Here is a 21,235-nt window from a genome sequence, read left to right on the forward strand (position 1 = left end):
ATCCCACCGCCGGCAATGAATGATCGAGCGAAAAACGATGCAGGAGGACAGTCATGTGCGCCTACAACCTGTTCCGAAGTACCCAGCCGGACGGGCTGCTCTGCGCGGTGCCTGAGGAGCGGTCCGTCCCCCCCTTCGTCACGGGGCCGCTTTGGAAATTCGATGGCCGCGTCGATGGCGGCCGCGAGCCGCCGCTCGGCTTTGACGGAAAGGCCGCGGCGACCGGCGTCCGTTTCAATGGATTCTATTTGTTTGCCGGATTCCGCAAAAGCGGACCGGATCATTAGCGAAGCCTCGAAATTTTAGAGCGCGCGGCATCGCTTCAGCGGCGCCGCGTGTTCGATCCCGGACGGAAATCACGAAAATCGCCGATATGGACTCTTGATCTCTCGGAGAGGCTGAGGTCTATCTTGTTATTCCAGCGCTCGCCGCTTCGCTTGTCTCCCTGTGGACCGTGAATTCTTCACTCGCTCTCATCTGGACGATCACGGCCGCGACCACTTTGCTGCAGGCGGCGAACGGTCTTCTCCAGGCTCTGATGCCGCTCCGCATGCAGGCGGAAGGTCTCTCGATCGCGTCCATCGGTATCGTGGCGGCGACCTACGGCCTCGGTTTCTCGACGGGCTGCTTCCTCGCACCGGCCTTCATTCGTCACGTGGGCTACATCCGCGCCTTCGCGAGTCTTGCAGCCGTCGCCGCTGTCGTCGTTCTGGCGATGACGCAGGCCCATACGACCTTGGCCTGGGCTCTTCTGCGCGGCGTGATCGGCATGACGTTTGCGTGCATTTTCACCGTCACGGACGGCTGGATCAGTGCCCGTGCCATGTCGAGCCATCGCGGCCGCATTCTTTCTTTCTACATGATCTGCACGAAGCTGGCGCTGATGGTTTCGCCCCTCGGCATCGCGCTCGGCAGCATCGACGCGGATGGGTTTTTCATGGCGGTGAGCGCCGTTATGTCGCTCTCGCTTCTGCCAATCGCCGCGACAACGACGGAAGAGCCGCCCCCGCCGCGCAGCGTCAGTATCCGGGTTCGCAGCCTCTTCAAGGCCGCTCCTTCGGCGGTGGTCGGAGCGTTCGCGGTTGGCTTGATCAACGGCCCCGTTATCGCCATCACGCCCGTCTTCGGCGTCAGCATCGGGTTGAGTCAGGACAAGGCGGCGGCGCTGTTGTTCGCGCTGCAAGCCGGTAGCCTCTCCATGCAATATCCGCTCGGCTGGCTCTCGGACCGAGCCGACCGGCGGTATATCATCGCGGGATTGGCGGGCGGAACAACCCTCGTCTCGCTCCTGATCCTGCTCACGAGCGCCAGTGGTGCGCAGAATCTCATTCTTTTGAGCTTTGCGCTCTGGGGCGGGCTTGCGCTGTGCATCTATTCCGTCTGCGTCGCCCATGCCTGCGACATCGTCGATCCGGGGCAGATCATATCGACGGTCGGCACACTTCTGTTTTCGTGGGCGGTTGGCGTGACGGTCGGCCCGCTCCTCGGGGCCTGGGCGATGGATATGATGGGGCCGAAGGGGCTCTTCATCTATTCCACGGTCGTGTCCTTCATCCTGACGATCTTCGTCGTTATCCGGATTCGGCAAATGCCGCGCCCCGCGGCGAAGGGCGGATTTGTCGAAGTCTCTCCGACGGGAGCGGCCGAGGCGGCGATAAGCGCACGCGCTGAAAAGAACGCCGCCGACGAAGGCGTGAAGGCCCCGAGCGAAATGACTCGAAATCCCGCAAACTGCGACTCGACGCCTCAATTGGCTCCGATTTCAGCCTCTGCCACCGCCAAGAGCGATACATCTTCATAGCGCTCGAGGCGCTTATCGATCATGCCGTCGATCTTCTTATAAACTTCGGTGACGGTGAGCTGGCGGGTCTTGCGGCCGGCTTTCGCGAAGAACAGCGTCTTGTTGGCTTTGGCTGCCGCGGGAAACACCCGAGGGGCGCTCTGCCTCGGCTTTCCATCCACCAGCGCCATGAACTTGCTGGCGCTGTCGACGCCGAAGAAATGGGCAAAATAGAATTCCGAGCGACTGATCTGGCGGCCGAGCCGGCTTTCGATCTTGGCTCGATCTCGCTTCATCATCTCGGCGGCCATCAGCGCCGATAGGAACGGATTGCGGCGCAGCCCGAGAATGTGCTCGCGCATCGCCGCGTTCGGCACGGTCAGCTGACCGCGGGTGCTTTGAATCGCCGCGGCCTCCGCGCCAAGGCCATGTTCTTCGCCGAAGGTGCGGACGACTTCGAGCCACGTCCCCGCGATGAACTGGAACAGCCCCACCGCCGAGGAAGAGGAGGCCTTGTTGTTCGTCACAAAGCTCGATTCCTTGTCCGCCAGAGCCATCATGTAAACGGGATCGACGCCGGTCGCATCCGCCGCGCGGAGGATCGTATCGACGATCCAGCGCGGAACGCGCATGCCGCCGAATTGCATTTGGTCCTCGGGGTGGGCGATGCGCCGGGTCTCGGCGGCACTTCTCGCGTTGGTAAGCGGCATCGCCTTGATGATGCTCGCGCGAATGTCGTGCGTGTCCGCGGCTGGCACGGGGACAATCGCTGCGAGAGGATCGACGGCAGCGGGTTCGATTGAAACCGGGGCCGTCTGAAGGTCGCTCAGATCGATTTCAGCGGCTGCGACGGGGACGATCTGGAGGTCCGGCCCAGAAAGCTCGGCCGTGCTGGCGGCAGAGGCGGGAGCGGTCGCTGCCGTCGCTGTCGCAACCGTCAGGCAAACGCCCAGGCTGAAGCTCGTCGTCAGGCGGAGGAGGGCTCGCACGCCCCGCAGGCCGGGACGCCGCCGCCTCTCGCGGCTCGGTTGGAGCCAAAGAATGGTCTCGTCGTCTTGGCAAAAGTCCAAAGGCTGGCACGCGTCAACAGACGCTGTCAGTCTGACAGTCATGCTGGAACCCCCGAAGGATGCCGCGTCGCCGCGATGCGGGTTTGCGGTCGTTTTTTCTAGAAGCGACGCCTTCGTGGCTTCGGGATATGTCCAGAATAGGTCAGCTTGACTATTTCGGTTCCATTTATTTAGCGCTGCGACGACCCGCCGCTTCTTTAGACGAAGGGATAAGAAGAAAATATTACTTTGCTGCGAGTGATTGTTTGAGCCGGGTCCATGTCTCTTCTTGAGGAATACCGAAGCGCAGGATGGTAGGATCGTGGTCGAACTTGCGCACCCAGATTCCCGCCTTCGCCAAACGGACAAACCAATCCGGCGCGGCCCCGTGGCGGGCCAGACGAAAGAGTCGCGTTCCGCCGACGATGTGGAAACCCGCGCCGGTCAAGAGCCGATCCAGCGCGATGGCGGCCTCAAAGAGCCGGACTTTCTGTTCCGCGAGCCACGCGTCGTCGGCGAGTGCCGCCGCGCCGATGGCAAGGGCAGGGCCCGAAACCGCCCAGGGCCCCAGTTCTTCCCGGATGCGGGCGCAGAGGGCGGGAGCGGTCACGACGAAACCGAGCCGCACGCCCGCCAGGCCGTAAGCCTTGCCGAAGGAGCGCAGAGCGATTGTGCCGGGGAGGTCCTGCGGAGCAATCGACGCCTCATCGTCCAGATCGCCGAAAGCCTCGTCCACCACCAGCCAGCCGCCACGCTGATGGAGCTCCGCCGCCGCGCTCGCCAGTTCCGCCGGATGGGCGACGCGTCCGTCCGGATTGTTGGGGTTGACGACCACGACCACGTCGGGCGTCAACGAAAGGGCCTCGACGAGAGTTGTCACGGCAAGGATCTCATGACCCTCGCGAACCCAACTCCGCTCATGCTCGCTATAGGTCGGCCCCACGATGGCGACTCTTCCCCGCGCGCGCAGGCGCGGCAGCAGACGGATCGGTGCCTGCGATCCCGGGGTCGCCGCTACGCGGGCCGGATCGCTGATGCGGTAGGCCCGGGCCGCGACGGCCTCCGTATGGCTGACCTCCTGCGGCGACGGCAGGCGGGTAAAGGCGCGTGGATCCGGCAGGGTCAGGGGATAAGCATTGGGATTGATCCCGGTCGACAGGTCGAGCCAGGGCTCGGGCGCTTCCGGGAAACGCGCTTTTGCGTCATGAAGATTGCCGCCGTGCTGCATGGCTGCTCCATTCGAATGCGATGTCTTTCATAACCGCCACCCTCTCGATTGTCCTGATTGCCCTCGCCGTCGATGCCTGCGCGGGCTATCCGGCCTGGCTCTTCGCCCGGATCGGCCACCCGGTCACCTGGATCGGCGCGCTGATCGCCGGTCTGGAGAAGCGGTTCAATCGGCTTGAACGGCCGTCGCATGTGCGCCGCAGGCGGGGTGTCCTGACGCTGATCGTCACTGTCGGCATGACTGCCGGCGCGGCTTTTCTGGTGGAGACGCTTTGTCGTCTCGCCCTCGGCGGCTGGGCCTTCATCGTAATGGGCGTTTTGGCGAGCAGTCTGATCGCGCAACGCAGTCTCCACGACCACGTGGCGCGTGTGGCGATGGGACTTGAGGAAAGCGTCGCGGCCGGGCGCTTGGCCGTCTCGCAGATCGTCGGGCGCGATCCGGAGTTCCTCGACGAGGCCGGCGTCGCGCGCGCGGCCATCGAAAGTCTGGCCGAGAATTTTTCCGACGGAGTTGTCGCGCCCACGATCTACACGGCCATTGCCGGGCTGACGGGTGGGGCGGCCTACAAGGCAATCAACACGGCGGACAGCATGATCGGCCATCGCAAGCCCCGTTACGAGGCGTATGGCTGGCCCGCCGCGCGGCTGGATGACGTGGTCAACCTCCCGGCCTCCCGCTTGTCGGCGTGCCTCATCGTGCTGGCGGCGGTGTTTGTCCCCCGATGCAGCGCGCTGGCGGCGGCCAAGGCCGTGCTGCGCGATGCGCGGTATCATCGCTCGCCCAATGCGGGCTGGCCGGAAGCCGCCATGGCCGGAGCCCTGGGGTTGCGGCTCGCAGGTCCGCGCATCTATGACGGCGTCACCGTTCAGGATCATTGGATGGGGCGCGGCCGGGCGCTGGCGCATGCCAGCGACATTCGCCGCGCCTTGACGCTCTATCGCGTCGCGTGCGGGATGCAGGGGGGCGTGATCGCCCTCCTGCTGATTGTTATGATTTGAGCGGATCAGGACAGTGAAATCAGGAAGCTCTAGTTGCGAGCGCGCTCACCACGTCGCGCGAAGGCCGGCATAGAATGCGCGTCCGCCCGTGCCGTAATTGTAGACTTCCTGATAGCGCGCGTCCGTCACGTTCTCTGCTCTTGCAAAGACGCTGAACGTGTCGTTGACCCGGTAATCCGCGTAGACGTCGAAGCGAGCGTAAGGCTGCAGCTTGTTCTTCTCGCCGTTCGAGGAGAACCTCTCGCCCACGAACACCACGGATGGTTCGATCGACAATCCCGCGATCGGCGTCACGATCAGGCCGATGCGTCCTTCATCCTGAGGGCGGCGCGCAAGGCGCAGGTGCGTCTGCTGATCGAACGCCTCCAGATGGGTATAGACAGCCTTGATGCGCAGCCACGTTGGAATGACGTCCATATCCGCCGAAAGCTCGACACCCGATGTGCGCGCGCGTGCAACGTTCAGATAGCAGCCGAAAGGCTGCGTGGGGAGGCACGCAGCGGGATCGAAGGTGAAATCGATCAGATCGCGGAAGCGGTTTGCGAAGAACGTCGCCGACAGCAAGAGCCGATCATCGAGAAGGCGTTGATCGACGCCGACATCGAAACCGACCGAGTGTTCCGAGTTCAGATCTGGCGTGCCATAGGTTGGGTCGAAGCGCTGGAAGAGGCTTGGAGCCTTCGCGCCCGTCCCCACGCTCGCGCGCAGTTTCATGTCGGTGTTGGGAACCTCATAGGCCGCCGTCGCGCGCCAGGTTCCGAAGCGATCGCCATTCTCGATGTCATCGAGCCGGCCGCCAAACGACAGGTGGAGATTGTCGAAGAGCGTGAATTGATGCAGCGCGTAGAGAGACCGCGTGGTCTGCGAGGCATCGTTGTTCTCGCGTGGCAAGCTCGGGACGGGCAGGACGTCGCGCGACGTTGAGGTGAAGCGATCCCGCTCCACCTTCGCGCCGAAGGTGAGAAGACCGAAGGTGCCGAGCTTCAAGTCGCCCTGATATTCCGCCGCGAGGCTGTCACCCACATAATCGGTGTTGGACCAGGACGGGTTGGTCAGAGAACCGAAATAGCTCACATCACGGTAGTGGCGGTTCGTGCGCGTCGCGGAAACGAGGATCGAGTTGCGCAGCAGGCCATCGAACGCATAAGCGGTCAGGCGTGTGTGACCCTCGAACAGGCGCTGTTGGGACTGTGAGGGCGTGTCGGGAAAATCACCGAACCCCGCATCGTATTGAGCGCCATTGTAACTGCTATAGCCGCCGACTTCGAGCTCCACATCCTTCGAGAGCTGAACCGAGACACGGCCTGACGCACCGAGACGCTGAGAGCCGTCCGCCTCCAGGGGCAGCACGCGCGGGCCTTCGATCCGCCCGATCCGGTAGCCGTAGCGGGAGAAGCCGGCGGTGTCGAAACCCGTCGCGGAAAAGGCATAGGACACCGGACCGGAGCTGCCGGAAACGGCGGCGCGTGCCGCCTTGGTGCCATAGGTGCCGCCTTCGACGCTGGTGCTGAAACGCGGCGCGCCCTGACCCTTGCGGGTGATGATGTTGATCACGCCGCCCATGGCATCTGAGCCATAGAGCGCAGATTGCGGACCGCGCAGAACCTCGATGCGCTCGATATCCGTCGCGACCAAATTCGCGAAGTCGAATTCGTCCGATGCCGATGCTGGATCGTTGACGCGAATGCCGTCGATGAGAACGAGAGTCTGTCCGGATTGGCCGCCGCGAATCCGCACCAGGGTGGTGCCTCCCGGGCCGCCGGCCTCGACGACCGACAGACCCGGCACGCGCCGGAGCACGTCGGCCGTGCTCTTCGGCGATTCCTTGGCAATTTCCTCTGCCGTGATCACGGAGATCGCGCTGCCGGCCTGCGTAATCGCAAGCGGCGTGCGGGTTGCCGTGATGACGATGTCGGGGATGGGAAGGGATGGGGTTGCGTTTTGGGCCTGCGCCGCTCCGATCAAAAGCGCGCAAAAGGAGACGGATGCCGCGAGCGTGCGGCGTGGAGACGTAAGCATAGGAGACTCCTACTCGCCCCGCCGGCGAGCAAAGATGGGTTGCGATCAGACGCTGGCCGGTCTCCTGGCTCGCGGGTTCTTGCATGCGGTCCGCCTTCCCGAAACCTGTCGAGCTTGTGTCGCTCGAAGATTCAGTGGCATGAAGGACCGCCGCTCGCCGCTTACAGTTGCGGGGGCAGCCACGGCTTAGGATCAAATCCGCACCGTGTTCCCGTTTCACCTCGATGGCTCGAGGCACCAACGTCAATGTTTCTCTTAGCGGGTTGCCCCTGATGCCGCAACTCCATCTCGCGCGATGGTCCACATGGTTTGCGCTGGCGCTCTTCGCGCTGCCCTTCGGGGCGGGATCGGCGGCCGCAGAGCCTGCTCCGCAACGTATCGTCTCGCTCAATCTCTGCGCGGATCAATTGCTGCTGCGTCTGGCGGACCACGACCAGATCGCCTCTTTGAGCCCTCTCGTGCGCGATCCCTCTCTCTCGTTTCTGAACGCCGAGGCGGCGGCTGTGCCGGCCAACGCGGGCAAAGGCGAGGCGATTTTGTTCAGCGGTGCCGATTTGGTTCTCGCGGGCAATTTCGGTCAGCACGACCGCACGGCACTTTTGCGGCGGCAAGGGCTGGAGGTTCTGACTCTGGAGCCATGGCGGAGCCTGGAATTCGGGCGCGAGCAGATCCGCGCCGTCGCCGGGCGTCTGGGCCACCCTGAGCGCGGCGAGGCGCTGATCGCGGAGATCGACGCCGCGTTGGCGCGGGCGAAGGGCATCGTCCCTGCGAAACGGAGCATTCTGACTTACTACCGCAGGGGGTGGGTGCCGGCGTCGAACTCGCTCATCAGCGAGGTGTTGGAGCATATGGGTTTCACGCTTCAGCAAAATGTGCTCGGCATGAAGCGGGGAGGGGTCGTGCGGCTGGAGAGCATCGTCACCACGCCGCCGGATTATCTGCTCGTGCACAGCGACGACGCTCAGGCCGTCGACAACGGTTCGGCACTTCTCGTGCATCACGCCCTCGCGGCCGCTGTACCGCCCGATCGACGTCTCGTCATCCCCGGACAGCTTGCAATCTGCGGCGGCCCTTCGACGCCCGCGCTCATCGACGCCCTGGCGAGCGAGGTGCGAGCCAAGGTGCGCTGATCAGATCCCCGCTCGCGCAATCGCCAGGATGCGGTCGGCGTCGAGATGGGTTTCGAGATGAGCGGCCAGCGCGTCGAGAGTTCCCTCGACCTCGGCTTCGTAATTCAGGCCGTCAAAGGCCACGCCCGGACTGAGTTTTCGCAGGAAAGCCTGGCGGAAGGCATCCGTCGTGAACAGGCCGTGCAGATAAGTGCCCATGATGCGCCCGTCCGTGGAAACCGCGCCCTCGGCCTCGTTTCCGATAGTGAAGGGTGCGCGCCCCGCATCCGGCCCGTCGGTGCGTCCGAGATGGATTTCGTACGCCGCAAGATCGAGGCCGGTCGCCTCATGCCGCGCCGTAACCGGGCGGACAGTCTTGTCGACGGTGAGCACCGTCTCGACGTCCAGGAGCCCGAGCCCCTCGACCGTGCCCGGCGAGCCCTCGACCCCAGCCGGGTCCGATATCGCGCGTCCAAGCATTTGATAGCCGCCGCAGAGCCCAAGCACTCGCCCGCCGCGACGAACATGAACCGCAAGGTCGAGGTCCCACCCCTGCGCCCGCAGGAAGGCGAGATCCGCGATTGTCGCCTTGGAGCCGGGGAGAATGATGAGGTCGGCATTCTGCGGCAGGGGCGAGCCGGGGGGTGCCATGGTGAGCGCGATGGAGGGTTCGAGCTTCAGCGGGTCGAGATCATCGAAATTAGCGATGCGTGGAAGAATCGGAACGGCGATCTTGAACGCCGCATCGGCTCCGCTGTCCGAGGCGATGTCGAGCGCGTCTTCCGCAGGCAGTTTGTGAGCGGCCCGGAACCACGGCACGACGCCGAGAGAGGGCCATTCGGTCATCCGCTCGATGGTCGTGATCCCATCGTTGAACAGCGTGGGGTCGCCACGAAACTTGTTGATCAGGAATGCGCGCACGAGGCCGCGGTCGCCCGGCTCCAGAACCGCATGGGTTCCGACCAGACTTGCGATGACCCCGCCGCGATCGATGTCGCCCGCAAGAACAACCGGAACCTGTGCCGCCGTAGCAAAGCCCATATTTGCGATGTCGCCGTCACGCAGATTGGTCTCAGCGGGGCTGCCCGCCCCCTCGATCACAATGAGATCGGCATCGGCCCCGAGTGTGTGGAAGCTGTCGAGCACGAAAGGCAGCAGGGTGCGGCGGTCGCGGTAGCCTGAGGCTTCGAGATGGCCGAAGCGTTGACCCTGAACGATGATCTGCGAGCGCCGATCCGTCTCGGGCTTGAGCAGCACCGGGTTCATATGCACGTTCGGGGTCACATTCGCCGCCCGCGCCTGCAATGCCTGGGCGCGCCCGATCTCGCCGCCCTCGACGGCCGCCGCGTTGTTCGACATGTTCTGCGGCTTGAAAGGCCGCACGCGCAGACCACGCCGGGCGAAAAGGCGGCACAGTCCGGCGACGAGCAGGGATTTGCCGACATTCGATCCGGTGCCCTGGATCATGATGGCGGGAGGACGCTTGGTCATGCGAGCGTGACCTGAAGCGGTGCTGCCGGTTTGACAAGCAGCGGACAGCCAGCCGCCATGAAGACGACCGCCTCGCAGGCTTCGGCGACGCGCTGGTTCAGACGCCCCTGCGCATCTCGAAACGTTCGACCCAGCGGGGTGGAGGGCACGATCCCCTGGCCGACTTCGTTCGAGACCAGCACGAGCGGCCCCGCCGCCTCGCGGATCGCCTCGATCAAGCGCTCCGTCTCCCGGTTCACGTCATGCTCGGCCAGCAGAATGTTCGAGAGCCACAGTGTCAGACAATCGACGAGCACGACCCGCGATGGGTTCGCTTCCGCCCGAATGGCCTCCGTCAAGGCGAGGGGGGCTTCGCGGGTTCGCCATTGGCCGTTGCGCTCGGACTGATGATGGGCGATGCGCTGGCGCATCTCTTCGTCGAAGGACTGGGCCGTCGCGATGTAGACGCGGCTTGCCGAAGCGGATTCGGCAAGATTTTGCGCCGTGCGGCTTTTTCCGGAGCGGGCACCGCCCAGAACGAGCGCGCGGCGATAAGTGGGCATGGCGGTTTCCAGGGTGGGCGTCCCGGCCCGTCGTGAGGGGGCCTTAGAGTCTTCGTTGCGAGTCGTTAGCCCCTCAGTCGGCTGAGAGGCAAGGCCATGTGGACGCGCAAACCCTCCCGGCGCCACTCCCTGTCCAGGGTCCCGCCAAGCTGGCCGGTGATGCTGCGCAACGCCAGTTGAGTGCCGAAGCCCTCGAAGGTGGGGGGGTGCGGGATCGGCGGCCCGCCGGTCTCCGTCCAAACGAGATCGATGCCGTCGGCCCCCATGGTCCAGCCGATGCTGAGCAGTCCCTTGGCCCTGGACAGGCAACCGTATTTCGCGGCGTTGGTTGCGAGTTCATGCAGGACCAACGCCAGGCTTGTCGTGGTGTTCGGGCCGACTTCGAGGGCCGGTCCTTCGATGGCGACCTGATCGCCATCCGCTTCCCTGTAGGGGGCGAGAACGGCCTTGATCAATTGTTCGAGATCAATATCGGAGTCGCTCCGGCGCACGGGGTCCGCGATGGGCCGGACCAACTCATGGGCGCGCGACAGGGCGCTCAGGCGTCCCCGCAGGAGATTCGCCATCTCCTTCGGATCCTTGGCCGTACGGGCGGTCATCGACACCATGCCATTCGCTATCGCGAAGAGGTTTTTGACGCGGTGAGTCAGCTCCCGCGTCAAGAGCTGCTTGGCCTGCTCGGCCGCGTGTTGCTCGGTGATGTCGCTGATGACGCCGGACAGGCCCGCGGCGCGTAACTCGTTCCCGTCACGGACATGATAGGCCCGCCCGTTCGAGCGGATCCACCGAATCTCCCCTTCCGGCGTGACTGTCCGGTACTCCACTTCGTAACGGCCGTTCGAGCCACGCGCCGTCGCCATCGCCATGCGCTGCGCAACCAAGGCCCGATCGTCCTCGTGGATCCGCGCCATCGCCTCGTCGAGAGGAAGGCTATACAAGCCGTTGTGAGGGATATTGAAGAGAGAGCAGGTTCCCTCGTCCCAGCTGACCACACCCCTGTCGAGGTCGATCTTCCAGGTGCCGAGACGAGACGCCTCCAGCGCCAGGCGATATTGCTTCTCGAGGCTTCGAAGTGCTTCTTCCGCTTGTTTTTGCCGTTCGATATCGGTGGCGGTGCCGAACCAACGGACGACTTTCCCCCCGGTGTCGCAAACCGGGTTGCCTCTGACGAGGACCCAAACGTATTCACCACTCGCCTTGCGGAGCCTGTATTCGACCTCATAGGGCCGTTGGGTTGCAATCGCCTGGGCCCAAATGACCTCAGCGGGTGGCAGATCATCGGGGTGAATGGCACTCTTCCAGCGGTCGCCCGCGGATTTCTCGTAATTCAGGCCTGTGAATTCATGCCAGCGCTGGTTGAAATAGTCATTATACCCGTCAGACCGCGCGGACCAGACGAGCTGCGGCAGGCTTTCGGCCAAAATGGCGAATTGGCCTTCAGTTTCCTTGAAATCCACTCGCGCCCCCTTGGATTGGCTTAGCGTGTGGCGAGACCCCCCAATAGAGCCACATTTTGCGGTTCTTTGGGGAGGCATACAACCCATAATCGACCTTATCCTGTAGCTTCCCAAACGCAAGGAGTAGCCGCAGGGTCATGAAGGCTTTAAGGATTTGCCCGGATCTGGCGCTTCTCGGTGTGAGTGCCTAGATGCAAGGTAGTCCTCGAACAATAAGAAATATTTCCCACGCCGAGGCTGGTTTCCTTTTTGATGAATGATCTGAGTCCCCACCGGGCGTCGGCCCCTGATATGTCATCGGCCGAGGCCCTCCATCCAAAAGAACGGCGGTCTCGCCGTTTCGCGTGGATCGGGATGGCGGCGAGCGTGCTTTTGTTCGGCGCGTCGATTGTGGTGCTCTGGCATATTGTCTCCGGCATCGACGTCAACGAGTTGAAAGCGGCCTTCACAGCCGCGAGCCTGCGCCAGATCGGTTTGGCGGTCCTTTTGACGACGGTCAGCTATGGCCTTCTGACCTGCTACGACGCCATCGCTCTGAAGCAGCTGAAGCTGCACATTCCCTATCGCACCACGGCTCTGGCCTCGTTCACGAGCTATGCGGTGAGCTTCACCCTCGGCTTCCCCCTTCTGACCGCGGGCACCGTGCGCTACTGGATCTATGCCTCGAAAGGGCTGAGCGCCGGCCGCGTCGCCAGCCTGACCGTGATCGCCGGCGTGACATTCTGGCTCGGCATGGCGCTTGTCCTGGGCTGGAGCATGCTCGGTCAGGCCGAGGCCCTGGCCAATCTCGTTTATACGAACATGCGGCTCAATCAGCTCGTCGGTCTGGGTGCCGCCGGTTCGGTTGTCGCTTATCTCGCTTGGGTTTCGGTGAAGCGGCGGGTGGTGAAGATCCAGGGCTGGAGACTGGATTTGCCCGGTTTCCGCTTGTCGGTCGCGCAGATCCTGATCGGGGCGGCGGATGTGTGCGCCGGAGCGGGCGTGCTCTTCGTGCTTCTGCCGGGTGGACACAATATCAGTTTCGAGACCTTCCTCGCGGTCTATATTTTTGCAGTGATGCTGGGTGTGGCCAGCCATGCGCCGGGTGGGCTTGGCGTGTTCGAGGCGACGATTTTGCTGGCGCTGTCGAGCTATCCGCGCGAGCCGGTGCTTGGGGCGTTGCTTCTCTACCGCCTCTGCTATTACCTCATTCCCTTCGTCGTCGCTCTCGCGTTTCTCGGCGCCTATGAGGTTCGCAACCGCATCCGGTCGTCGCGGGGAGCCTTCAGGCCGGACGAGAGCGAGTCCACATCGGATTGAGAGGCTCGCGACAAGCAGGATGACTCTTCAAGGCACCCGCTCTACACAGAGGTCTCCTTCCCAAGGACCTGTCAGCACCCCATGAGCGACCTTGAAGAAAGTCCGTCGAAGGAGGGCCCGGAAGGCACCAATCCGGCGCGGCTCGGGGCCATTCGCGGTGCGGTCGTCGCGTCCATCCTGATGCTCGTCATCATTGCGGTGCGGGGACACTGGGATATTTGGCTTCTGGCGGGAGCGGCCTTCACGATCGCGCTTGGCGCGCTGGTCGGTGGGCCGCGACGTGGCCTTCGGAGCGGCCTTCTTCGGGCAGGCCCCCGCCAACTCAAGGAAAACCGCCGGCCGGGCGTCGCCGATGCGCTCCTGGCGCATATTCCCGACCCGGTCATTCTCGTGGATCGGCGCGCCCTGGTGGTGGAAGCCAACGCGGCCGCGCGGGTTCTGCTGCCGGGCCTGAAGAACGGGCATCCGCTGTCCTTCGCCCTTCGCAGCCCGGATGTTCTCGATGGCATCGACGAGGTGCTGTCCTCCGGCGTTCCCTTGAAGGTCGAATATTCCGAGCGTGTCCCGACGGAGCGGACCTTCGAGGTGCATATCGGCCTGCTCCAGCCGGACGCCTCGGGTGTCGAGGTGCTTTCCGGCGTCGTGCTGTTCTTCCGCGACCTCACTTCTGCCCGGCGTCTCGAGGCCATGCGCGCCGATTTCGTCGCCAATGCGAGCCACGAGCTGCGCACGCCGCTCGCTTCCCTTCTCGGCTTCATCGAAACCTTGCAAGGACCTGCCCGCAACGACGCCAAGGCCCGCGAGCGCTTTCTCGACATCATGCGGGGGCAGGCGCAGCGCATGAAGCGCCTGATCGACGATCTCCTGTCCCTGTCGCGCATCGAGATGCGCGCCCACGTGCCGCCGACTGAGCCGGTCGATCTCACCTCCATCGCCAGGCAGATGGTCGAGACGCTGACGCCGCTCGCGCGGGATCGGGGCGTTGTGATTCAGGCGACGCTGCCAGATGGACCGCTCCCGGTTCTCGGCGATCGCGACGAGCTTCTGCGCGTCATCGAAAACCTCATCGAGAACGCGGTGAAATACGGCGAGAGCGGCGGTAAGGTCGAGGTGGAACTTGCCAGCGTCCCCACCCCCGGTGATCAAGGGTCGTCTCAGGCGATCCTGGCGGTGCAGGATTACGGCCCCGGAATCGCTCCGGAATATCTCCCCCGGCTCACCGAGCGATTCTACCGCGTAGATGTGGCGGAAAGCCGGGACAAGGGCGGCACGGGTCTGGGGCTTGCCATCGTCAAGCACATCGTCAACCGCCATCGCGGCCATCTCGACATCGCCAGCGAGCCGGGTCGGGGTGCTCGGTTCACCGTTACGTTGCCGGAAGCGCAGAGAGCCTGAACCCAGGAAACGTAAGGCTTTTTCGTTCGCGGCGGCCGGGCTGTCATTTAATTGTCATCCAACTGTCGTAGACCCGACATCGGTCGGGCCTAGCTGTCCACTCGCGCGGTTAGGCACCTCATGATGTGAGCCAGCTGTCGCGTTTGTATGAACAGGAGACGTCTCGTGAAACTCATGTCCTACGCCCTCGCTGCCGGCCTTGCCGTCGCGGCCTTTACGAACCCGGCTGCCGCTGCTGACATCACCGGCGCAGGCGCGACCTTCCCGTTCCCGATCTACGCGAAGTGGGCAGAAGCCTACAAGAAAGAGACCGGAAACGGCCTGAATTACCAGTCCATCGGCTCCGGTGGCGGCATCAAGCAGATCCAGGCGAAGACCGTCGATTTCGGTGCGACCGATGCGCCCCTGAAGGGCGAAGACCTCGACAAGAGCGGCCTCCTGCAGTTCCCGACTGTGATGGGCGGCATCGTGCCGGTCATCAACATTCCGGGCGTCGAAGCCGGCCAGCTCAAGCTGACGGGCGAACTCCTGGCCGACATCTTCCAGGGCAAGATCGCCAAGTGGAGCGACGCCAAGATCGCGCAAGCGAACCCCGGCGTGAAGCTGCCCGACGCGGCCATTACCCCGGTCTATCGCTCGGACGCCTCGGGTACCACGAACGTTTTCACGACCTACCTCTCGCAGGTTTCCGAGAGCTGGAAGTCGGGCCTCGGCGCGAACACCACCGTCAGCTGGCCGGTCGGCCAGGGCGGCAAGGGTAACGAGGGCGTCGCCGCGACCGTGAAGCAGGTTCCGAACGCGATCGGCTACGTCGAGTACGCCTACGCCAAGCAGAACAATATTCCCTACGCTCTGCTCCAGAACAAGGGCGGCAAGTATCCGAAGCCCGACGACAAGTCCTTTCAGGCCGCGGCTGCCAAGGCTGACTGGAATGCCGCTCCCGGCTTCGGCATCTCGCTGACCAACCAGCCCGGCGACGAGGCTTGGCCGATCACCGCGCCGACCTTCATCCTGATCTACAAGAACCCGGAAACGCCCGCGCAGACCGCCGAAGTGCTGAAGTTCTTCGACTGGGCTTACAAAAACGGCGGCAAGCTGGCTTCCGATCTCGACTACGTCCCGCTGCCGGACAACGTCGTCGGCATGGTCGAAGCCGCTTGGGCCAAGGACATCAAGGACAAGTCCGGCGCAGCCCTCTTCAAGAAGTAATCGGCTGACCGGCCACCAAAATTGAGGTACGGCGGATGTCTGTCCTGTCTGATCGGATGATCATATCAAACATGCAGAGCGTCCGCCGTTCCTCTCAGCCGGTCTTCGACCGGGTCTTCCGGTGGGCGAGCTACGGCTCGGCCCTCCTCGTCCTGATTGTTCTCGCCGGCATCATCGGCTCGATGATCTACGGCGGCATGCCCGCTTTCCGCGAGTTCGGCTTCGGCTTCGTCACCTCGAGCGCCTGGGATGTCGGGCGTGATCAATACGGGGCCTGGGTCGCCATCGTCGGCACGCTGACATCGGCTCTCATCGCGCTCGTGATCGGCGTGCCGCTCTCCATCGGCATCGCAATTTTCCTCACCCAGCTCTGCCCCCCATGGCTCAAGCGTCCGGTCGCCACGACGATCGAGCTTCTCGCCGCTGTGCCGAGCATCATCTACGGCATGTGGGGCCTCTTCGTTTTCGCTCCGCTCTTCGCCAAATTCGTCCAGATCCCCGTTTCCTCGATCGTCGAGGGCCTGCCGTTCTTCGGCACCATTCTTTACGCGCGGGTTCCGTCGGGCGTCGGCGTGCTGACCGCCGGCATCATCCTGGCGATCATGATCATCCCATTCATCGCCTCGATCACCCGCGATATTCTCGATCAGATCCCGACCATGCTGCGCGAGAGCGCCTACGGCATCGGCTGCACCACCTGGGAAGTCGTCCGCCATGTCCTGCTGCCTCAAGCGGGCGTGAGCATCATCGGCGCCATCATGCTTGGCCTCGGCCGCGCGTTGGGTGAGACGATGGCGGTCACCTTCGTCATCGGCAACGCGAACCGTTTGTCCCTGTCACTCTTCGATCCGGGCTCCACCATCGCATCGCGGATCGCCAATGAGTTCAACGAGGCGGCGGGGCTGCAGCTCAACGCGCTTCTCGCGCTCGGCTGCATCCTGTTCCTGGTCACGTTCACCGTTCTTGTGCTCGCGCGCCTTTTGATCGCGCAGGTCAAGGCGAGATAAGGGGGACAGGATGATGGGTACCTTGCCGCAGCATCTTCCCGTCGTGAATCCTCCCGCCTGGGCGCGCGTGCGTCGGAGCCGTCGGATGGCGGATCGCGCGCTGAAGGTCACCTGCACCTTGTTCACCCTGCTCGGGGTCGCCGTGCTGGGCTGGATTCTTGTGATGCTTCTGATCGAGGGCGGCCGTGGCCTCTCGCTGGCCGTCTTCACGCAGACCACACCCGGTCCCGGCAGCGAGGGCGGCGGCATCGCCAACGCACTCGTCGGCAGCTTGATCCTGACGGTTCTCGGCATCGTGGTCGCCACGCCCATCGGCGTTTTGGCGGGAACCTATCTCGCCGAATACGGCAAGGGCTCCAAGCTTGCCGAGCTGATCCGCTTCGTGAACGACATCCTGCTCGCCGCGCCCAGCATTCTCATCGGCCTGTTCGTCTACACCCTCATGGTGCAGCCGATGGGGAGTTATTCCGGTTGGGCCGGCGGGGTCGCTTTGGCGATCATCGCGGTTCCGGTCATCGTGCGCACGACGGAGGACATGCTCAGCCTCGTCCCCGGCTCGCTGCGCGAGGCGGGCGTGGCTCTTGGCGCGCCTATGTCGACGGTGATCATGAGCATCAGTTGGCGTGCTGCCCGCGCGGGCATGGTCACGGGGGTGCTTCTCGCGACCGCACGCATCGCGGGCGAGACCGCGCCGCTGCTCTTCACCGCGCTCAACAATAATTTCTGGTTCAAGCCGAACCTCATGGGTGGCGTTTCGAACCTGCCGGTCATGATCTACCAATTTGCCCTCGCGCCGTATCAGAACTGGCGCGAGCTCGCCTGGGCCGGAGCGTTGATCATCACTCTGTCGATCCTGGCGCTGTCGATTGCTGCGCGCCTCGTCTTGAAGAAGGATAAAGTCCGATGAGCCCGATTGCCGTCACTGCGAGCAGCGCTATCGGCCATTCGGCACCCGCGGACCTCAACGCTCCGGTTCGCATCGGTGTCCGGAACCTGAATTTCTATTATGGGGATTTCCTGAGCCTGAAGGACATCTCCATCGATTTCTTCGACCGGCAGGTCACGGCACTGATCGGCCCGTCCGGTTGCGGAAAATCGACGCTCCTGCGAACCTTCAACCGCATCTACAGCCTCTATCCGGAGCAGCGCGCCGAAGGTGAAATCCTGCTCGATGGGCAGAACGTGCTCTCGTCCGCGGTCGATGTGAACGAATTGCGCGCCCGCGTCGGCATGGTGTTCCAGAAGCCGACACCGTTCCCCATGTCGATCTACGACAACATCGCCTTCGGCATCCGGCTCTATGAGAAGCTGCCGAAGGGCGAACTCGACGACCGGATTGAAGAAGCCCTGCGCAAGGCGGCATTGTGGGACGAGGTGAAGGACAAGCTGCGCCAATCGGGCATGGGCCTGTCCGGCGGCCAGCAGCAGCGTCTTTGCATCGCGCGCACCATCGCGCAGCGGCCGGAAGTGATCCTGCTCGACGAGCCGACCTCGGCGCTTGATCCGATCTCGACCGGCAAGATCGAGGATCTGATCGAGCAATTGCGGACCGAGTTCACCATCGTCATCGTGACGCACAACATGCAGCAGGCGGCGCGCATCTCGCAATTCACCGCCTTCATGTATCTCGGCGAATTGGTCGAGTTCGGGCCGACGAACAAGATGTTCATGACCCCCACCAAAAAGCAGACCCAGGATTACATCACGGGCCGCTTCGGCTGACCGAAGCGCTTCAAGGGAGACCTCCCATGGCGGAGCATATTGTCAGCTCCTACGACACCGATTTGCAGGACCTCCGGCGACGGATTTCCGAGATGGGCGGCATCGCCGAGAAGATGCTCGTCGATTCCATCGCGGCGCTCGTTCGGCGGGATATGCCGCTCGCGCAGAACGTCATCGCCTCCGACATGCGTCTCGACGTGTTACAGCGCGAGGTGGAGGAGAGCGCGATCCTCACCATCGCCCGCCGTCAGCCGCTCGCCGTCGACTTGCGCGAAACGATCTCCGCGATCCGCGTGTCGAGCGATGTGGAGCGCATCGGCGATCTGGCGAAGAACATCGCCAAGCGCGCGCTCGCCATCGGCGGGCAGTTCCAACCGCAAAAGATCGTCGTCGGCGTGCAGCATATGAGCGACCTCGTGCTGGGGCAGCTCAAGGACGTGCTCGATGCCTATGCGCAGCAGGATACGGCAAAGGCGCTCGATGTCTGGCAGCGGGATGGGGCGATCGACGCGCTCTATACCTCGCTGTTCCGCGAGCTTCTGACCTACATGATGGAAGATCCACGCAACATTTCGTTCTGCACGCATCTCCTGTTCTGCGCCAAGAACATTGAGCGCATCGGCGATCACACCACCAACATCGCCGAGACGGTGCATTACCTCGTGACGGGCGAGACCCTGGCGATCGACCGGCCGAAGAACGACCGCTCGATCGATGCGACTGTCGCTGGAGAGTAAGGATGGGACCTCGCGTTCTGATCGTCGAGGATGAGGAGCCGCTCACGCTCCTCCTGCGCTACAATCTCGAAGCCGAAGGCTACGAGGTGGATAGCGTCGCGCGCGGAGACGATGCGGAGATCCGCCTGCGCGAGCAAGTGCCGGATATCGTACTGCTCGACTGGATGCTGCCCGGGCTCTCGGGGATCGAACTCTGCCGGCGCATCCGCGTGCGGCCTGAAACCGAGCGCCTCCCGGTCATCATGCTCACCGCTCGCGGCGAAGAGGGCGACCGCATTCGCGGCCTTGCCACGGGCGCGGACGATTACATCGTCAAGCCTTTCTCCGTGCCGGAGCTCCTGGCGCGTGTCCGGGCCCTTCTCCGCCGCACGAAGCCGACACATATCGCCAGTCTCCTGATGGCAGGCGACATGGAGTTGGACCGCGAAACCCATCGGGTCCGCCGCAACGGCAACGAATTGCACCTGGGTCCGACCGAGTTCCGTCTGCTGGAATTCCTGATGCAGAGCCCCGGCCGCGTCTTCAGCCGCGAGCATCTGCTCAACGCCGTCTGGGGACATGACGTCTATATCGACGAGCGCACGGTCGATGTGCATGTGGGCCGCTTGCGCAAGGCGATCAATCTGCCGCGCAAGCCCGACCCCATTCGGACGGTACGCGGCGCGGGTTATTCGTTCGATGAGACCTTTGCCCGCGATGAGGCGGCGTTGAACTAACGCGTTGACTGGTGGCCGTTGGCGTTTTGTGGCATCGATCACGGATGATCATCGAAGCAGAGGACTCAAGTCACCACATTGCGGTGCGCCTGCTCCATGTTGAGGCGTTCCCGTCCCCAGCAGAGGCTGATCTGGTCGATCAGCTTCGTCGCGATGGCGATGCAAGCATTTCCCTTGTGGCGATAGCGGAGGGCCGCGTCGTCGGACACGTCATGTTCTCGAGGATGAAGGCAGCCTTCAGGGCACTTGGCCTCGCGCCGGTCGCTGTCGCCGTGGACAAGCGCATGCAGGGCGTTGCCGCGGCGCTCATTGAGGAAGGCATCAAGCGGGCGAAGGCGGATGGTTGCGAAGGCATTTTTGTGCTGGGCGATCCAGATTATTATCGCCGCTTCGGCTTCAGTGCCGGCGCGGCGGCGGCGTTCGAGTCTCCTTTTGCGGGGCCCCATTTGATGCTGCTCCCACTGGGTGACATGAGTGTGCCTTCCAACGCGGGGCAAATCGAGTACGCACCGGCTTTTTCAACATTGGGATGAACGGCCGATCCTGGTGACGAAGGCTGGGAGCGGGAGACGGTCTCCTGCCTCGGCAAACGTCTTTCACCGGATGCTCGGGAATTGCCGACGTCCAGCCCCGGCGCTGATCAGGCAAAATAAAAAGAGCGGAACCGCGCTGACCGCGTCCGCTCTTGCGTCTTCGAAACCGAATAGTGCCCAGACGACGGGCTCGCGCCTTACGCGCGAACCACTTTCCGCTCACGCCTGCGGTCAGCCACCGGCTGATAGGCAACGCTGGCGTGGTGGTTGCAATAGGGCAGTCCGGTGATGGAGCGGGCGCCGCAGAAGCGGAATTCCGGCTTGGTCGGATCGCCCATGGGCCAACGGCACATGGATTCACGCAAGTCCATGATGGTGACGCGCTCGGACATGGGGATCGCCATATCCACGTCTGCCAAGACCTCCGATGCTTCCTCAACCACAGGCGTGCGCGGAATTGGCGCGATCACCACATTGTTTCGGACCGCGGGGGCGATCGGGGCCGGGGCGCTCGGTGCGCGGGGCGCCTTGCGGGGGCGCGCAGCGGTCGCGTCCGTCTTGTCCTTCGCGCGGCCGGAGAGGCCGAGGCGGTGAACCTTGCCGATAACGGCGTTTCGGGTCACGTTGCCGAGCTCGCTCGCGATTTGACTCGCGCTCAAGCCATCGGACCAGAGCTTTTTCAGAAGCTCGACCCTCTCATCCGTCCAGGTTACGCCCGCATCTACCATTTTCTTACTGCCTCCATCGGGGCTGCCCAACCCACAGTGAATCCCCTATGCGTCGCGGACAGAACATGATTGTCCGACCGCGTTGCGAGGGTCGCTCGTTAGGGTGAAAGCCGCCGCACGAATGTCGTACTCGACAGCTCCGAAGTTACTAGATGGGGGAACTCGGGCGCAAGAGTCCCTGGCCACCCCTCGCCGTTTTCCCCAGGGAAAGCGTTG

Annotated in this window: 20 protein-coding genes and 1 riboswitch; of the genes, 13 read left to right on the plus strand and 7 right to left on the minus strand. The window is 63.5% G+C overall.

Going from position 1 to position 21,235, the window contains the following annotated elements:
- Window positions 1-53: 53 nt before the first annotated feature.
- Together I2H38_RS16015 and I2H38_RS21420 are read left to right on the plus strand one after the other, a co-directional pair.
- Window positions 54-287: a hypothetical protein gene (locus tag I2H38_RS16015; RefSeq protein ID WP_196272861.1), complete on the plus strand. Its 234-nt coding sequence runs from the start codon at window positions 54-56 to the stop codon at window positions 285-287.
- Window positions 288-454: 167 nt separating this feature from the next.
- Entirely contained in the window at window positions 455-1,801 is a 1,347-nt protein-coding gene (locus tag I2H38_RS21420; RefSeq protein ID WP_196272862.1) for an MFS transporter, read from the plus strand.
- On the opposite strand, the gene I2H38_RS16025 is transcribed toward I2H38_RS21420, so the two are convergent.
- Complete coding sequence (locus I2H38_RS16025) at window positions 1,747-2,892, minus strand: transglycosylase SLT domain-containing protein (RefSeq protein WP_196272863.1); 1,146 nt, start codon at window positions 2,890-2,892, stop codon at window positions 1,747-1,749. The two genes, I2H38_RS21420 and I2H38_RS16025, sit on opposite strands and share 55 nt — an antisense overlap.
- A 181-nt stretch (window positions 2,893-3,073) precedes the next feature.
- Window positions 3,074-4,057 (minus strand): threonine-phosphate decarboxylase CobD, encoded by a 984-nt coding sequence (gene cobD / locus I2H38_RS16030; RefSeq protein ID WP_196272864.1) that lies wholly within the window; start codon window positions 4,055-4,057, stop codon window positions 3,074-3,076.
- Window positions 4,058-4,077: 20 nt separating this feature from the next.
- On the opposite strand from cobD, the gene cbiB reads away from it, so the two are divergent.
- On the plus strand, window positions 4,078-5,055 hold the full coding sequence (gene cbiB, locus I2H38_RS16035) for an adenosylcobinamide-phosphate synthase CbiB (protein WP_196272865.1): 978 nt from the start codon (window positions 4,078-4,080) through the stop codon (window positions 5,053-5,055).
- Between the two features lie 45 nt (window positions 5,056-5,100).
- Here cbiB and I2H38_RS16040 read toward each other — a convergent pair whose 3' ends face one another.
- A complete protein-coding gene (locus tag I2H38_RS16040) occupies window positions 5,101-7,074 on the minus strand; it encodes a TonB-dependent receptor plug domain-containing protein (RefSeq protein ID WP_196272866.1) in 1,974 nt (657 codons plus the stop codon).
- A 37-nt stretch (window positions 7,075-7,111) separates the two neighbouring features.
- A riboswitch (cobalamin riboswitch) is annotated at window positions 7,112-7,331 on the minus strand.
- A 15-nt stretch (window positions 7,332-7,346) separates the two neighbouring features.
- Between I2H38_RS16040 and I2H38_RS16045 the strand changes: the two genes are divergently transcribed.
- Entirely contained in the window at window positions 7,347-8,204 is an 858-nt protein-coding gene (locus I2H38_RS16045) for an ABC transporter substrate-binding protein (RefSeq protein ID WP_196272867.1), read from the plus strand.
- On the opposite strand, the gene I2H38_RS16050 is transcribed toward I2H38_RS16045, so the two are convergent.
- From I2H38_RS16050 to I2H38_RS16060, 3 genes are all read right to left on the minus strand, one after another.
- Window positions 8,205-9,674, minus strand: coding sequence for a cobyric acid synthase (locus I2H38_RS16050; RefSeq protein ID WP_196272868.1), 1,470 nt, complete (start codon window positions 9,672-9,674; stop codon window positions 8,205-8,207).
- On the minus strand, window positions 9,671-10,216 hold the full coding sequence (cobU, locus tag I2H38_RS16055) for a bifunctional adenosylcobinamide kinase/adenosylcobinamide-phosphate guanylyltransferase (protein ID WP_196272869.1): 546 nt from the start codon (window positions 10,214-10,216) through the stop codon (window positions 9,671-9,673). Before cobU ends, I2H38_RS16050 begins: the two co-directional genes overlap by 4 nt.
- Window positions 10,217-10,281: 65 nt before the next feature.
- On the minus strand, window positions 10,282-11,673 hold the full coding sequence (locus I2H38_RS16060) for a PAS domain-containing protein (protein WP_196272870.1): 1,392 nt from the start codon (window positions 11,671-11,673) through the stop codon (window positions 10,282-10,284).
- A gap of 252 nt (window positions 11,674-11,925) precedes the next feature.
- Here I2H38_RS16060 and I2H38_RS16065 point away from each other — a divergent pair, with 252 nt between their 5' ends.
- The 9 genes from I2H38_RS16065 to I2H38_RS16105 all read left to right on the plus strand — a co-directional run bounded on the left by I2H38_RS16065 (window position 11,926) and on the right by I2H38_RS16105 (window position 20,291).
- Window positions 11,926-12,972 carry a lysylphosphatidylglycerol synthase domain-containing protein gene (locus tag I2H38_RS16065; protein WP_196272871.1) on the plus strand — a complete coding sequence of 349 codons (1,047 nt, stop codon included), beginning with the start codon at window positions 11,926-11,928 and terminating at the stop codon, window positions 12,970-12,972.
- Between the two features lie 81 nt (window positions 12,973-13,053).
- Window positions 13,054-14,367: an ATP-binding protein gene (locus tag I2H38_RS16070; protein ID WP_407664093.1), complete on the plus strand. Its 1,314-nt coding sequence runs from the start codon at window positions 13,054-13,056 to the stop codon at window positions 14,365-14,367.
- 165 nt (window positions 14,368-14,532) lie between these two features.
- Entirely contained in the window at window positions 14,533-15,576 is a 1,044-nt protein-coding gene (pstS, locus tag I2H38_RS16075) for a phosphate ABC transporter substrate-binding protein PstS (protein ID WP_196272872.1), read from the plus strand.
- 71 nt (window positions 15,577-15,647) lie between these two features.
- The gene (pstC, locus tag I2H38_RS16080; protein WP_407664094.1) at window positions 15,648-16,583 is read left to right on the plus strand and encodes a phosphate ABC transporter permease subunit PstC; all 936 of its coding nucleotides are present in this window, start codon (window positions 15,648-15,650) and stop codon (window positions 16,581-16,583) included.
- A gap of 13 nt (window positions 16,584-16,596) precedes the next feature.
- Window positions 16,597-17,490 carry a phosphate ABC transporter permease PstA gene (gene pstA / locus I2H38_RS16085; protein WP_196272905.1) on the plus strand — a complete coding sequence of 298 codons (894 nt, stop codon included), beginning with the start codon at window positions 16,597-16,599 and terminating at the stop codon, window positions 17,488-17,490.
- On the plus strand, window positions 17,487-18,305 hold the full coding sequence (gene pstB, locus I2H38_RS16090; RefSeq protein ID WP_196272874.1) for a phosphate ABC transporter ATP-binding protein PstB: 819 nt from the start codon (window positions 17,487-17,489) through the stop codon (window positions 18,303-18,305). The genes pstA and pstB overlap by 4 nt, the downstream gene beginning before the upstream one ends.
- A gap of 26 nt (window positions 18,306-18,331) precedes the next feature.
- The gene (phoU, locus tag I2H38_RS16095; RefSeq protein ID WP_196272875.1) at window positions 18,332-19,042 is read left to right on the plus strand and encodes a phosphate signaling complex protein PhoU; all 711 of its coding nucleotides are present in this window, start codon (window positions 18,332-18,334) and stop codon (window positions 19,040-19,042) included.
- 2 nt (window positions 19,043-19,044) lie between these two features.
- Entirely contained in the window at window positions 19,045-19,758 is a 714-nt protein-coding gene (gene phoB, locus I2H38_RS16100; protein WP_196272876.1) for a phosphate regulon transcriptional regulator PhoB, read from the plus strand.
- 44 nt (window positions 19,759-19,802) lie between these two features.
- Window positions 19,803-20,291, plus strand: a complete 489-nt coding sequence (locus I2H38_RS16105) for a GNAT family N-acetyltransferase (RefSeq protein ID WP_196272877.1) — start codon at window positions 19,803-19,805, stop codon at window positions 20,289-20,291.
- A 197-nt stretch (window positions 20,292-20,488) separates the two neighbouring features.
- Here I2H38_RS16105 and I2H38_RS16110 read toward each other — a convergent pair whose 3' ends face one another.
- Window positions 20,489-21,019, minus strand: a complete 531-nt coding sequence (locus tag I2H38_RS16110; RefSeq protein ID WP_196272878.1) for a GcrA family cell cycle regulator — start codon at window positions 21,017-21,019, stop codon at window positions 20,489-20,491.
- Window positions 21,020-21,235 lie beyond the last annotated feature (216 nt).

This window comes from Microvirga alba (assembly GCF_015694465.1).
Lineage (GTDB): Bacteria > Pseudomonadota > Alphaproteobacteria > Rhizobiales > Beijerinckiaceae > Microvirga > Microvirga alba.

Bases quoted from the DNA above. Each gene is read 5' to 3' on its own strand.
- I2H38_RS16050 (WP_196272868.1), bottom strand. From the start codon at position 9,674: ATGACCAAGCGTCCTCCCGCCATCATGATCCAGGGCACCGGATCGAAT.
- I2H38_RS16025 (WP_196272863.1), bottom strand. From the start codon at position 2,892: ATGACTGTCAGACTGACAGCGTCTGTTGACGCGTGCCAGCCTTTGGAC.
- pstB (WP_196272874.1), top strand. From the start codon at position 17,487: ATGAGCCCGATTGCCGTCACTGCGAGCAGCGCTATCGGCCATTCGGCA.
- phoU (WP_196272875.1), top strand. From the start codon at position 18,332: ATGGCGGAGCATATTGTCAGCTCCTACGACACCGATTTGCAGGACCTC.
- pstC (WP_407664094.1), top strand. From the start codon at position 15,648: ATGCAGAGCGTCCGCCGTTCCTCTCAGCCGGTCTTCGACCGGGTCTTC.
- I2H38_RS16015 (WP_196272861.1), top strand. From the start codon at position 54: ATGTGCGCCTACAACCTGTTCCGAAGTACCCAGCCGGACGGGCTGCTC.
- I2H38_RS16045 (WP_196272867.1), top strand. From the start codon at position 7,347: ATGCCGCAACTCCATCTCGCGCGATGGTCCACATGGTTTGCGCTGGCG.
- phoB (WP_196272876.1), top strand. From the start codon at position 19,045: ATGGGACCTCGCGTTCTGATCGTCGAGGATGAGGAGCCGCTCACGCTC.
- I2H38_RS16070 (WP_407664093.1), top strand. From the start codon at position 13,054: ATGAGCGACCTTGAAGAAAGTCCGTCGAAGGAGGGCCCGGAAGGCACC.
- cobU (WP_196272869.1), bottom strand. From the start codon at position 10,216: ATGCCCACTTATCGCCGCGCGCTCGTTCTGGGCGGTGCCCGCTCCGGA.
- I2H38_RS16040 (WP_196272866.1), bottom strand. From the start codon at position 7,074: ATGCTTACGTCTCCACGCCGCACGCTCGCGGCATCCGTCTCCTTTTGC.
- I2H38_RS16110 (WP_196272878.1), bottom strand. From the start codon at position 21,019: ATGGTAGATGCGGGCGTAACCTGGACGGATGAGAGGGTCGAGCTTCTG.
- pstA (WP_196272905.1), top strand. From the start codon at position 16,597: ATGGGTACCTTGCCGCAGCATCTTCCCGTCGTGAATCCTCCCGCCTGG.
- cbiB (WP_196272865.1), top strand. From the start codon at position 4,078: ATGTCTTTCATAACCGCCACCCTCTCGATTGTCCTGATTGCCCTCGCC.
- cobD (WP_196272864.1), bottom strand. From the start codon at position 4,057: ATGCAGCACGGCGGCAATCTTCATGACGCAAAAGCGCGTTTCCCGGAA.
- I2H38_RS16105 (WP_196272877.1), top strand. From the start codon at position 19,803: ATGATCATCGAAGCAGAGGACTCAAGTCACCACATTGCGGTGCGCCTG.
- I2H38_RS16065 (WP_196272871.1), top strand. From the start codon at position 11,926: ATGAATGATCTGAGTCCCCACCGGGCGTCGGCCCCTGATATGTCATCG.